The organism is Pseudomonas sp. ASL9, assembly GCF_056680335.1.
Genome location: NZ_CM155277.1, coordinates 446,155 through 458,711, shown reverse-complemented (window position 1 = coordinate 458,711; position 12,557 = coordinate 446,155). Strand labels below are relative to the sequence as shown.

At 56.5% G+C, this 12,557-nt stretch carries 8 protein-coding genes and 2 pseudogenes; 4 read left to right on the top strand and 6 right to left on the bottom strand.

All coding sequences use genetic code 11. The features are described 5' to 3' along the window. Positions 1 to 116 precede the first annotated feature (116 nt). Positions 117 to 1,418 carry an NAD(P)/FAD-dependent oxidoreductase gene (locus AC1ME2_RS02050; protein WP_480439016.1) on the top strand — a complete coding sequence of 434 codons (1,302 nt, stop codon included), beginning with the start codon at positions 117 to 119 and terminating at the stop codon, positions 1,416 to 1,418. A gap of 51 nt (positions 1,419 to 1,469) precedes the next feature. Further along, the gene (locus AC1ME2_RS02045) at positions 1,470 to 2,558 is read left to right on the top strand and encodes a polyamine ABC transporter substrate-binding protein (RefSeq protein ID WP_480439014.1); all 1,089 of its coding nucleotides are present in this window, start codon (positions 1,470 to 1,472) and stop codon (positions 2,556 to 2,558) included. A gap of 376 nt (positions 2,559 to 2,934) precedes the next feature. On the opposite strand, the gene AC1ME2_RS02040 is transcribed toward AC1ME2_RS02045, so the two are convergent. Continuing rightward, on the bottom strand, positions 2,935 to 3,096 hold the full coding sequence (locus AC1ME2_RS02040; protein WP_480439013.1) for a DUF2986 domain-containing protein: 162 nt from the start codon (positions 3,094 to 3,096) through the stop codon (positions 2,935 to 2,937). Between the two features lie 592 nt (positions 3,097 to 3,688). Between AC1ME2_RS02040 and AC1ME2_RS02035 the strand changes: the two genes are divergently transcribed. After that, the gene (locus tag AC1ME2_RS02035; protein ID WP_480439011.1) at positions 3,689 to 5,365 is read left to right on the top strand and encodes an MFS transporter; all 1,677 of its coding nucleotides are present in this window, start codon (positions 3,689 to 3,691) and stop codon (positions 5,363 to 5,365) included. A gap of 42 nt (positions 5,366 to 5,407) precedes the next feature. On the opposite strand, the pseudogene AC1ME2_RS02030 reads toward AC1ME2_RS02035, so the two are convergent. The 5 genes and pseudogenes from AC1ME2_RS02030 to AC1ME2_RS02010 form a co-directional block, all read right to left on the bottom strand. Beyond that, positions 5,408 to 5,563: pseudogene (locus AC1ME2_RS02030) on the bottom strand (transposase domain-containing protein); the annotation flags it as partial. A 133-nt stretch (positions 5,564 to 5,696) separates the two neighbouring features. Next, positions 5,697 to 6,998, bottom strand: coding sequence for a tricarballylate/proton symporter TcuC (tcuC, locus tag AC1ME2_RS02025; RefSeq protein WP_480439009.1), 1,302 nt, complete (start codon positions 6,996 to 6,998; stop codon positions 5,697 to 5,699). A 47-nt stretch (positions 6,999 to 7,045) separates the two neighbouring features. Then, positions 7,046 to 8,203 (bottom strand): tricarballylate utilization 4Fe-4S protein TcuB, encoded by a 1,158-nt coding sequence (tcuB, locus tag AC1ME2_RS02020; protein WP_480439007.1) that lies wholly within the window; start codon positions 8,201 to 8,203, stop codon positions 7,046 to 7,048. Next, positions 8,190 to 9,641, bottom strand: a complete 1,452-nt coding sequence (gene tcuA / locus AC1ME2_RS02015) for an FAD-dependent tricarballylate dehydrogenase TcuA (RefSeq protein ID WP_480439005.1) — start codon at positions 9,639 to 9,641, stop codon at positions 8,190 to 8,192. The genes tcuB and tcuA overlap by 14 nt, the downstream gene beginning before the upstream one ends. A gap of 173 nt (positions 9,642 to 9,814) precedes the next feature. Beyond that, the gene (locus tag AC1ME2_RS02010; RefSeq protein WP_480439004.1) at positions 9,815 to 10,750 is read right to left on the bottom strand and encodes a LysR family transcriptional regulator; all 936 of its coding nucleotides are present in this window, start codon (positions 10,748 to 10,750) and stop codon (positions 9,815 to 9,817) included. A 607-nt stretch (positions 10,751 to 11,357) separates the two neighbouring features. Here AC1ME2_RS02010 and AC1ME2_RS02005 point away from each other — a divergent pair. Next, positions 11,358 to 12,512 (top strand): annotated as a pseudogene (locus tag AC1ME2_RS02005) (FIST signal transduction protein); the annotation flags it as partial. Between the last annotated feature and the right edge of the window lie 45 nt (positions 12,513 to 12,557).

The window sequence follows — 12,557 nt, the reverse complement described above, 5'->3', positions numbered from 1 at the left end:
ACCGCCATCTAAAACTGTTCATGCGATTGCCGCATGTATAGCTCCTTTTGATAGAGGCGGCTAGCAGGGTAGCGCTTTTTTTGGCCAACCCAGAACAACAGTCAATGAGGTGACGCGTGAAGAATGTATGTGGCTGGATTGCGCAAGCTGGAAGTTTATCAGGTCGCCCTCGTCTGAGCGGCATGGAAAAAGCTGACTGGCTGGTGGTGGGTGCCGGTATCACCGGACTTTGTGCCGCTCATGCGCTCGCTGAAATGCACCCTCAGGCACGAATCGTGATCGTTGACAGGCAGCGAGCGGCGCAGGGGGCCTCGGCACGCAATTCCGGATTCGCGGTGGCCCACGAACAGCCGAACAACGATGAGCTTGTTGGCCGCCGGGGGTTCGCTGATTTTGAAGTGGATACGTCGATTTCACGTGCCGCCAGCGAGGAAGTACGCAAGCGCATTGCTCGTCATGGCATTGAGTGCGAGTTTAGGGATTCCGGTTATTTCTTCGCCGTTAGCGATCCAGCCAAGCTGACTCATGTCGAGGCTAAATTGCAAACACTACGGGCCGTTGGGGCAGCTGCGCAATTTCTGGAAGGTGAACCGCTGATTCAAAAACTGGGAACCCGGCATTACCGCGCCGCAATCTGGTGCGGCAATGGAAACGCACTGCTGCAACCGGCGAAATACGTGAAGGGCTTGTTGGATGCGCTGCCGGATAATGTGACCCTCTACGAAAACACCGATATCACTGGCCTGGAGCGTTTGGATAAAGGGCGTCTTCGCGCCAATGGTATTGAAGGAAGTATTGAGGCGAAGCAGGTCCTGGTCTGCCTTAATGCCTTCATCCCTCGTGCGGGAATCCATGACAGCGGGACGTTCCCAATGGAACTCAGCGCAAGCCTTACGCGGCCGCTGAGCGACGAGGAATTCCTGAGTATCGGTGCGGTAGAGCCTTGGGGGGTGTTGTCCACGCGTCCACTTGGCGCCACGGTACGACTGACCCCGGATCGTCGCGTGATGATCCGTAACACCGCCGAATACCGCTCTCGAGATTTGTCCGCCAGTGATCTTTTGATCCGTCGAAAACACCATGTGCTCGGCTTGCAACGACGTTTCCCCTGGTTTACCGAGCAGGACATTCAATACAGCTGGACCGGACACCTGAGCGCCTCACGCACCGGGCAACCTTATTTTTCCAAGGTTGAAGAGGGCGTGTTTGCGGTGGCCGGATGCAATGGTTCAGGAGTTGCTCGCGGCACTCTTTGGGGGCGACTGCTCGCCGAACTGGCATCGGGTGCCAGCTCGCCACTATTGGCGTCGGTCATGCGTAGGGCACAGCCTGGCTGGCTCCCACCCCGACCATTACTCGACATCGGAGCCATGCTTCGCATGCGCGTGGAGGCGGTCAGAGCAAAGACAGAAATCTAGAATTCCGGGCATCACAAAAAAATAAAAGCTCCTCAAAAAAGGTGATTGAATATGCACGTCAATAATATTTCCCTGATGGTATTACTCACTGCGTTTTCGGCGGCCACTTACGCAGCCGAAGAAGTCAATATTTCTAACTGGAGCGGGTACATAGCCGACGATACCTTGGGTAACTTCACCAAAGAAACGGGAATCAAGGCAACGTACGATATTCATGACAGCAACGAAGTTCTAGAGTCAAAACTGATGACGGGTAACACCGGTTATGACGTGGTGAGTCCGTCGAATCATTTTCTATCCAGATTGATAAAGGCAGGGGCTATTCAGAAGCTCGACAGAAGTCAGTTACCCAACTGGAAGAACCTTGACCCCGCGTTGATGAAGAAGCTGGAGGTTAATGATCCAGGCAACCAGTATGGTTTTCCGTATATGTGGGGCACCGTCGGTATTGGCTACAACGTTGAGAAAATCAAGGCGATATTCGGCAACACCGATGTCACCCATTCCTGGAGCATGTTTTTTGATGAGAACACCATCAAAAAACTGAGTCAGTGCGGCGTGGCGATTATTGATAACCCTACGCAGATCCTGCCGATTACCCTCAATTACCTGGGACTGCCCCATCATAGCCACGAGCCGGCGGATTACGCTAAAGCCGAGCAGGCATTGCTCAAGATCAGACCCTACATCCAGTATTTCCACACATCCAAGTACGTCAGTGACCTGGCCAATGGCAATATCTGCGCCGTGATTGGCTTCAATGGCGACGTTGTACAAGCTGCCGCCAGTGCCAAGGAAGCAAAAAACGGTATCGACATCGCTTATTCGATCCCTGACGAAGGATCTACCCTATGGCTCGACATGGTGGTCATGCCAAAGGGCGCGCCTCACGAGAAGAACGGCTACGCGTACATGAATTACCTGTTGACGCCTCAAGTCATTGCCAACATCAGCAACAGCATTCATTACGCTAACCCCAACAGTGCGGCGGACGCCTATGTCATTCCGTCGGTGAAGCAGGACCTGGCGATTTACCCTCCCAAAAGCGTGCTGGACAAGTTGTTCACCGTAGAGGATCTACCCCCTGCAATCGCACGGTTGACTACTCGCCTGTGGACTAAATTGAAAACCAATACATAACGGCATCTGCACCGTCGTTGGGTCGCGCTGCAGTGGGCGCTGCCCCTACTAAGTGATCCAGCGAGCATTGCGTTTTTGACGTAACCGGTGATTTGGATGGGCGAGTGGCTCACACTGAGTCGGACTTAGGTTTGTAGGTATATCCGACCGACTGCTTTTGGCCGAGTGCTGCCTGTCACGACCGGCAGCTCACGACCCCTTGCAGGCATTGGCTAACGTAGAACTAATCGGTGCTACGCGGCTTTATCGCGCAGCGTCCAGCAACCGAAGAGAGCGACGTTGAGTGCATGGTTAGGCCGCGCCCTTGCGGTGCGTGCCATCGGAATGCCTAGCCCAACCGGATTTATAAATTCCGGTGGTGCTTAAGATACATAGATCAGTTCTCAGAGGAAATGATTGAGTCGTGACTGGATTCAGCAGCTAGTTTCAATCGGTCAGCTTTACTAATGTATTGAGACTTGTTTGGCGGTGCCAATTTGGCACTGGCCTTTTTGGCGTGAGCCTTTAATAACTGCTTTATTTTTTTACGACGATTCATATTTTTCTACTCAGCTTGTAAATTCTTGAATGATACCAGCTTAAAATATTGAACCAGATCCCTGTGGTGCGCTCTTAGTGCCCAGCGTTGGAAATAAACGGCGCCGCTAGGCGTCCGCTTGATTGACTGGTTAGCCGGCATTCGCAATGGCGAAATTCTTCTCGGTTCTCTGTTCTTGGTGCATCGGCACGTGCATTGTGTCCATGGCCCGCATCTGGCCGAAAGCAGTCAGATCGCCAGACATTTCTGTCTTGCGATATTCCAAACGCCAATCAACAGTTCTATGGCCGGGCAAGTAGTTGGCGCTTCACTTGCCTCGCTATAGCGGCAAAGCCCTTTCCTGTGCCACGGTTGGCGGTCGAGTCGTCTTGGTTGGCAGAGACATCTTCCCCAGCCTGGGTTTGAGTGGGATGGCGAGTTGATATCTGCGCGAAGGTGATTATGCTTTAAGGGACCCGGCAGAGATGCGAGGCCGTCAGCCTGTTCCATGCTTCGCGCAATTCGTAATCCGATGACATCAGCCCCAGGGCCTGGGTGTGGCAGTGGTAGTGAGGTACTCCGGCCTTCAACAAGAGCAAGACGGAGAAGACTCATGGCGGCAATCGACAGTACATCCGCGGGCAACGCGCCCAACCGCGGGATAACCAAGGAGGAGCGCAAGGTCATTTTCGCCTCGTCCCTGGGCACCGTGTTCGAGTGGTACGACTTCTACCTTTACGGCTCCCTCGCCGCGATCATCGCCAAGCACTTTTTCGCTGGCGTCAATGAGACAACGTCCTTCATCTTCGCTCTGCTTGCGTTCGCCGCGGGCTTCGCCGTACGCCCCTTCGGCGCCATTGTGTTCGGCCGGCTGGGCGACATGATCGGGCGCAAGCACACCTTCCTCATCACCATTGTAATCATGGGTACATCCACCGCCGTAGTGGGCTTGCTGCCCGGCTACGCGACCATCGGCGTGGCGGCGCCGATCATCCTGGTTACCCTACGCCTGCTGCAAGGCCTGGCCCTGGGCGGTGAGTACGGCGGCGCGGCGACCTACGTGGCGGAACATGCGCCGCCAGGCAAGCGCGGCTACTTCACTTCGTGGATCCAGACCACCGCGACCCTCGGTCTGTTCCTTTCGCTGCTGGTGCTCCTCGCCTGCCGCACCATCCTCGGCACCGAAACATTCGAGGCCTGGGGCTGGCGGATTCCCTTCCTGCTGTCGATCCTGCTGCTGATCGTCTCGGTCTACATCCGCCTGCAGCTCAGCGAGTCGCCGGTGTTCCAGAAAATGAAGGCCGAAGGCACGACCTCCAAGGCGCCGCTGACCGAGTCCTTCGCCCGCTGGGACAACCTCAAGGTGGTGATCATGGCCCTGCTCGGCGGCACCGCCGGCCAGGCCGTGGTCTGGTACACCGGGCAGTTCTATGCGCTGTTCTTCCTGCTGCAGATACTCAAGATCGACCCGCAGACCGCCAACCTGCTGATTGCCGGCTCGCTGCTGATCGGCACGCCGTTCTTCGTCCTGTTCGGCAGCCTGTCCGACCGCATCGGCCGCAAGGGGATCATCATGGCCGGCTGCATCCTTGCTGCGCTGACCTACTTCCCGATCTTTCATGCGTTGACCGAATACGGTAACCCCGACGTGTTCGCCGCGCAGAGGAAAAATCCGGTCACTGTGGTCGCCGACCCCAACCAGTGCTCGTTCCAGTTCGACCCGGTGGGCAAGGCCAAATTCACCAGCTCTTGCGACCTCGTCAAGAGCCTGCTGGCGAGGAAGGCCATCCCCTACGCGAACGAGAAGGCCGAGCCGGGCGCCGTCGCGCAGATCCGCATCGGCGACAAGCTGATCCAGAGCTTCGAGGGCACCGGCATGCCGGCCGCCGACTTCAAGGTCAGGAACGACGTCTTCACCGCCACTCTCGGTACCACCCTCAAGGACGCCGGCTACCCCGAGAAGGCCGACCCGGCCAAGACCAACTACCCGATGGTGCTGGCGCTCCTGACCCTCTTGGTGATCTACGTGACTATGGTCTACGGTCCGATCGCCGCCTGGCTGGTTGAACTCTTCCCGGCGCGCATCCGCTACACATCGATGTCGCTGCCTTACCACATTGGCAATGGATGGTTCGGCGGCTTTCTGCCCACGGTGGCGTTCGCCATGGTAGCGGCCACGGGTGATATCTACTTCGGGCTGTGGTATCCCATCGTCATCGCCGTGATGACGGCCATTCTTGGCACTTTCTTCCTGCCGGAAACCAAGGATCGAGAAATTCATCACGCATAAGGTTGGCACCCGGCCTCTCCCGCGAGGGAGAGGCCGATCCTCCTACCTGTTATGCGGTAGCAATTCGGCAATCTCACTCGCCCGCTGCGTTGGCAGGCGAGTGAGCACGTCCTTCAAATAGGCATGCGGATCATGCCCGTTGAGCCATGCCGACTGGATCAAACTCATGATTGCTGCGGCTCGTTTGCCGCTGCGCAGCGGATACACCGTGCGTTTCCAAGCCGACTTCCTCAAGTGCGCGTAGATCGAGGGTCATTTCGACCCCAAGCCGCCACTCACCCAGTACCCGTCATGGATCAACGAGTGGTAAGCGACGGCTATCCAACTGGAGCTAAACGGGTTTGACCGCTAAAGCTTTTTGCCGACGATATAGAATCGTCGTCGCCGTGAACCCGCACATGGCAGCAAACATTAACCAATAAGCGGGGGATGCCTTGTCTCCTGTTGCCTGTACCAGTATTGTCGACACTGCGGGTGTAAAACCACCAAACACAGCTGTCGCTAAACTGAAGGCTAGGGAAAATCCTACTACTCGAACGTTTTGCGGCATCACTTCAGTTAATGCCGCGACCATCGCGCCGTTGTAAATTCCAAAGAAAAAAGAGAAGTACAGCAAAACGGCAAGTAGTCGTTCGAAACTCGCCGCCTCGGCCAACCAGTGCATGGCGGGATAGGCGGTGAAGATGCACAGCAAGGAAATGGTCAGCAACAGCGGCCGACGACCGATGCGGTCGGAGATTGCCCCGCCGATGGGTAGCCAAATGAAGTTGCTCAGGCCGACGAAGAGCGTGACCACCAGACTGTCGGTGGTGCTCAGATTTAGTACCGACCTGCCGAAAGTGGGGGTGTAGACGGTAATCAGGTAGAACGTGGTAGTGGTCATTGACGCCAGCAGACCGCCCGCCAGTACCGTGCGCCAGTTGTCTCGCATTGAGCGAAAAACTTCACTGGCACTTGGATGATAGCTGCGCGCTTTGAACGCCTCAGTTTCCTGTAGCGAGCGGCGAATGATGAAGATGAAAGGGATGATCACGCAACCAATCAAGAATGGAATGCGCCAGCCCCAAGCGGCAATTTCAGCGGTTTCCATAGACGCGTTAATCGTGTAACCCAGCGCTGCCGCAAGAATGATCGCAACCTGTTGGCTGGCCGACTGCCAACTGGTGTAGAAACCGGTGCGGCCCGGAGTGGCGATTTCAGCCAGATAGACTGAAACGCCGCCCATTTCCGCGCCTGCGGAGAAGCCCTGTAAAAGCCGCCCCAGTAACACCAATATCGGTGCTGCCACACCAATGCTGGCGTAGCCTGGCACCAATGCGATCAATACCGTACCTGTGGCCATGATCGACAGCGTCACGATCAATCCTTTACGACGTCCGACCTTGTCGATGTATGCCCCCAGCACAATAGCGCCCAACGGACGCATCAGGAATCCCGAGCCGAATACGGCGAAGGTCATCATCAGTGAGGCAAACTCGCTGGTGGCAGGAAAGAAAGTCTGGGAGATGTAGGTCGCGTAGAACCCGAACAGAAAGAAGTCGAACTGTTCGAGAAAGTTACCGCTGGTGACCCGCAAGATAGCGCCCAATTTAGAGCCCTTGGAACGGGTTTCTTTAGTTGTTGTTTTCATCATGGCTACCGTAGTGCTCAATATTGTTTTTAGAATGAGTGGTTTAGCGGTCAGTCGCTTCCGGCGTTAATTGGGTTGGGTTGGCGTTTTTCGATGGAGTATTTGAGCAGCGCGGCGCTGCGGAAGATTCCATGGGCGAATTTGCTGTAGGGCATGGTCAGGAAAAACGCCATGACCAGACCGAGATGGATCGCCAGCAACAGACCTAGGGCGCCAGTTTCACGAAACGCAAGCAATGCCAGGCCGCTGGCACTCACTAGAAACAGCAGGGCTATGAAACCGCGATCCATGGGTTTCTGATTTTCGTCACCGTGCTCAGGGTTACGACGCAGGTTCAACCACAACAAACCCGCAGGGCCGAACAGCAGCCCAAGTCCACCTGCGAGGCCAAGCATCACCGGCAAGCTCAAGATCGGGTAGGGGGCCGACCAGTCCAGAAGAAAGTGATAAAGCGTGGCAATGCCAGTGGCGGCGAAGCACAGCATGAAGCCGTAGAAGGTGAGATGGTGGAAGCGCCGACGCCACAACGTGAATTTATCATCGGCGTTGTTGCAGCCCTCACCATGCCCGCCGTCCAGGTATTTGAGTTGGGCGACGTTGGCCGTGGCCTCCAGTGCTGCGGATGTTTTTAGCTGCAAGGGTGCTGCAACCGGTGAGACGTTGCGCCAGAAGCGTCGCACGCCAATCGTCAACGCGAGTGTCGCGAAGCCGAAGACCGCGCCGAACATCAGCGCCAACGTGTTGTGCGGGAAGATCCCGTAGAAGTTGCCCCCTGGCATGATCTTGAACAGATTGCCCATAACCATCAGCGTGAGGCACAGGAACAATGCCAGTCCCGCACCAGAAGCCAGCGCCAAGGTCAGTCCGTTGCGCTGATACAACTTGCCCATCACCTGCGGCCATGCGTATTCGGCGTAGGTATCGAGGCGAACTTTGGCCATGGCCTTGGGCACATTGACCGCGAATTCGTGTGGAGCGGCGTACTGACAGGCGTGCAGGCACGCGCCGCAGTTATGGCAAAGGTTCGCCAAGTAATGGATATCTGCCTGAGAAAACTCCAGGCGCCGTGTCATAGCAGGAAATACAGCGCAGAAGCCCTCGCAGTAACGGCAGGCATTGCAAATGGTCATTTGCCGCTGAACTTCGCTTTCATCAAGGTTGAGCACCGGAATCAAATCGCTCGGTGCCTTGGGATCAAACAGCTGCATGTTGAAATTCCGTTTGTGAAGAAGAAACGAAGCCGGCCGAAGCCGCTGCCTGCACACCGGCGATGCGGCCGAATGCGGTGCCGATGGCCATGCCGATTCCGGCGGTGTAGCCCTTGCCCAGCACGTTGCCCGCCATCATTTCTCCTGCGACGAACAGGTTGGGGCTGGCCTCGCCCTTGAAGTGAACGGCGGCGGTTTCGTCGGTAGCGAGGCCGAGGTAGGTGAAAGTGACACCCGGTTTAAGCGGGTAGGCGTAGAAAGGTGGTTTCGCTAACGGCCGCGCCCAATGGGTTTTGGCGGGCGTCAGCCCTTGGGTGTAGCAATCGTCCAGGGCTGTGTGGTCAAAAGTGCCGACCCGGCAGGCGTTGTTGTATTCCTCGACGGTCTTGACGAATTGTTCTTGAGGCAGCTTCAACTGGCGGGCGAGGTCTTGCAGAGTATTAGCAGTGGTTCCGGGAAAGACGGGCGGCATAAAGCGACCGATGGCTTGTTGATCGATGATCGAATACGCCTGCTGATCTGGTTGTCCGGCTACCAGACGCCCCCAGATTGCATAGCGCTTTGGCCAGAAATCTTCGCCTTCGTCGTAGAAGCGTTCACCGTCACGATTGACCACAACACCCAGCGATACACAGTCGATGCGAGTGCAGATGCCGCCGTCGTACAGTGGCGCGCGGGCATCAATCGCTACCATGTGCGCTTGCGTCGGATCGCCGATCACATCAGCGCCAAGGTCGAGCATTCGCCGCAGCAAAATGCCGGTATTGAATCGTGTACCACGGATCAGGAAGTTGTCGGACGGCCACTCACCGCGTTCATTCTGACCCCATGCCTCGCGCAGCCATTCACGGTTGGATTCGAAGCCGCCTGACGCCAGAACGCACGCGCGGGCTTCAATTCGTTCTGCGGCTACGCGCTGACCATCGACTTCACGTTCGCCAATGTGGGCGGCGATGAATTTGCCATCGTCCAACTCAATATCGGTGACTTGAGTGTTGTAGCGGACTTTCACACCCAGGCGTTCAGCGCTGCGGAAATAGGCGTTAACCAGCGCTTTGCCGCCGCCCATGAAAAAAGCATTGGTGCGCGCCACATGCAGGGCGCCGGACAGCGGAGGTTGGAAGTGCACGCCGTGTGAACGCATCCAGTCGCGGCAAGAAGACGATGCGCGGATGGCGATACGGGCAAGTTTCTCGTTGGTGATGCCACCGGTGACCTTCAAAAGGTCTTGCCAGTATTCTTCTTCCGGGTAGGCGTCGACCAGTACGTCTTGCGGTTCGTCGTGCATGCAACGCAGGTTACGGGTGTGTTGTGAGTTACCGCCACGCCAGGTTTTTGGTGAGGCTTCCAGCAGCATTACGCTGGCGCCGGCTTCTCGTGCCATCAGTGCGGCGCACAGGGCTGCATTGCCACCACCTATGATTAAAACATCGATCATTATCGCTCCTCGATTTGCAAGGAGGCAGGAACGATGTGCTCCTTGCGAGTTGGGAGCACGATAGGGTGGGGAGCGAAGAGCCGAAAGGCTGCTTTTGACGCGGGGTATTTAGTTTTTCTAAAGGCTTCGCCTTGACGCGACTTTTATGTGGCCGAGATGGATCGCACCTGGTGTCACGCGTCTACATCCTCAATCCACGTTGCTCCCGGCCACTGTTTGTCGACGACCAATTGTCGCGCCACATCGACGATGACCAACCGCGTTGCCAACGCCGCAGGAGAGAGTTCGTCGTCAGCCAGCGTCGCCAGAAGATTACGCCGGCCCACATGGGGATCGGCGATTTTAACCAGTGAAAGTCCAGACTCGCCTTTCAACGCAGCGGCGGCCCCCGGTTGTATCGTCGCAGCATGACCTGCACGGACGGCGTTCATCAGAACGGCGAGACCGTCCACTTCCATGATGATATTGGGTGTCAATCCTACCCGCTCAAACGCGCTCATCAATGCCGAGCGCAAACCATGTTGCGCGCTGGGCATCACCAGCGGCAAGCCACCGAGGTCTGCTAACTGCACGCTGTCGCCACAGGGAGCATGAGGCAGGCTGGGCGAGGCAATTACAAACAGCTTTTCATCAAGCAGGGGAGTCACGCTCCAGCGTTTACCCCCTTCGAGTTGGAACATAATTGCCAGATCAATCTGCCTTGCATTGAGCTGTGCTGCCAAGTGCCCGGAAAGCATTTCTACCAGGTGCAGTTGTATGTCCGGATAACGGGCACGCATTGCGTTGATCAACGGCAGAGCGAGCACCGTCGCGGTGGTCGGTGGTAAGCCGACGCTGACGTAGCCACTCATTCGCCCGCGATGGGCGGCCATGATGGCGTTCTCCGCTTGGCGCAGTGTTAGCTGGGCATGGTGTAAAAATGCAAATCCAGCGCTAGTGGGTGTCACGCCGGTAGTGGTGCGATTCAGAAGGCGGGTGCATAACTCGTTTTCCAGCTTGGAGATTTGCTGACTTAGAGCTGACACACCAACGTCCAGTTCAAGTGCCGCACGCCCGAGACTGCCGTGCTCGATGATTTTTACGAAATAGCGCAGTTGTCTTAATTCCAAACGTTGCTGCTCCCCACTAAATTGCTATTCGAATACCTAAACGTTTACCACGGAGTTTACGAAGCTACAGACAAGCCGGCACCCATCCAGCCTGAAATGTAATGCCTTGGCCGTCAATCTCTATGCGCAGGTGGCTGACGAAGGCGTAGCTGAGAATCGCTTGTTGAGCAGAATCGACTTATGGAAGTCCGGGCTGCAATTTTGACGAGGGACTGCTCCAGGCCGATATTCCTACAAAGCCCAAACTGGCGGCGTAAGGAATGTCCTGTTTTCGCCGAAAGCGGAAATTGCGCAGTTCCATTAAATTCATGCTTGAGTGTTTCGCCTAGGTTTCGTACAAAAGGCCGGCGATCGAAGATCATGCAAGGTAAAAACAGGCGAAGAAGCACGGTGTACTGGGGCGTGCATAAGCATTCTGAGTTTGTGTTAAACGCAGCATGGCCGAGCGCAGCCAGTTTTCATATAGAACCTGAACGGAGCCAGGCGCGTCCCCGCGTAACGAAAGCCAACACCCACGCTTTAGCCCGCTCAGCCATGGCCGATACAGAGGAGGGCCCCGCACGTATGCCACGCATACGTCACGCCACCCATTCTAACGAGCCCAGCCATGAACCCACTGAACCTCTTCAATAAGGCCCGAGCCAACGCCCAAGGCGCTGTAAGCGTGGCCTGCACCGCTGTCGAGCTTGACCAAGCTCTGGCTGGCCTGCGCATAGACCCGGTGCTGGTCACCGGGTTTGTTTCCCCTCACCTGGACATCGACCAGATCGCCGCCAAGGTCAAACAGCGTTTTGCGCACAGTGCTATCAGCCTGTGCACTACGTCGGGGGAGCTGTGCAACGGCCCGAACACACTGTACTGCGCGACGGGTGACAGTTGGGACCGGGTGGTGCTGCAACTGTTTGACGCCAGTGTGATTGTGTCGGCCGAGGTGGTCATGGTGCGGCTGGAGTGCGAAGACATTCGCAGTGGCGGCAAACGCCTGGCGATGCGCGAGCGGATCGCCAAACTGGTGGGTAACATCAAGCAGGCGCAGGTGCGCACGTCCATTGACCACCGCGACACCTTGGCGTACGTGGTGTTCGATGGCCTTTCGGCATCCGAATCATTCTTTATGGAAGCGCTTTACGAGTCTGGGCGTTTCCCTTGCCTGTTCGTCGGCGGCTCTGCCGGTGGCAAGCTTGATTTTAAAAAGACCCTGATCAGCGATGGCCAGCGCAGTTATCAGAACCACGCGCAAATTGTCTTCTTGAAGACCGCTGCGGATGTACGCTTCGGGGTATTCAAAAGCCAGAACTTCCAACCTGCCGGGCTGAGTTTCAGTGTGCTGACCGCTTCGGTTGAAGACCGCACCATAGACCAGGTTATCGACAGCCGCGGCAACATCAAGAGCATGGTGCAGGCACTGTGCGACGCATTTGAGTGCAACGCCCAGGCACTGGAAAAGAAGCTGGCCGATTACTCATTCGCCATCCGTGTGGGCGATGAACTGTTCGTGCGCTCCATTGCCCGCATCGACTATCAACAGCAAATTGTCCAGCTGTATTGCGACGTCGCGCCCGGCGAAGAAATGGTGATGGTCAAACGCACGCCCCTTCGCGATGCCACCCGTACCGACTACGAGCAATTCCTCAGAGGTAAAGGTGGCCAGCCGGTAGCGGCCATTCTCAACGACTGCATCCTGCGCCGGCTCAACAACAGCAGTGAGCTGGGCAGCATGGCCGGTATTTTCGGTGATGTGCCCCTGGCCGGTTTCTCGACTTTCGGTGAAATCCTGGGCTTGAACCTTAACCAAACGCTGACGGCG

Bases quoted from the DNA above. Each gene is read 5' to 3' on its own strand.
- AC1ME2_RS02045 (WP_480439014.1), top strand. From the start codon at position 1,470: ATGCACGTCAATAATATTTCCCTGATGGTATTACTCACTGCGTTTTCG.
- AC1ME2_RS02040 (WP_480439013.1), bottom strand. From the start codon at position 3,096: ATGAATCGTCGTAAAAAAATAAAGCAGTTATTAAAGGCTCACGCCAAA.
- AC1ME2_RS02035 (WP_480439011.1), top strand. From the start codon at position 3,689: ATGGCGGCAATCGACAGTACATCCGCGGGCAACGCGCCCAACCGCGGG.
- tcuC (WP_480439009.1), bottom strand. From the start codon at position 6,998: ATGATGAAAACAACAACTAAAGAAACCCGTTCCAAGGGCTCTAAATTG.
- tcuB (WP_480439007.1), bottom strand. From the start codon at position 8,203: ATGCAGCTGTTTGATCCCAAGGCACCGAGCGATTTGATTCCGGTGCTC.
- tcuA (WP_480439005.1), bottom strand. From the start codon at position 9,641: ATGATCGATGTTTTAATCATAGGTGGTGGCAATGCAGCCCTGTGCGCC.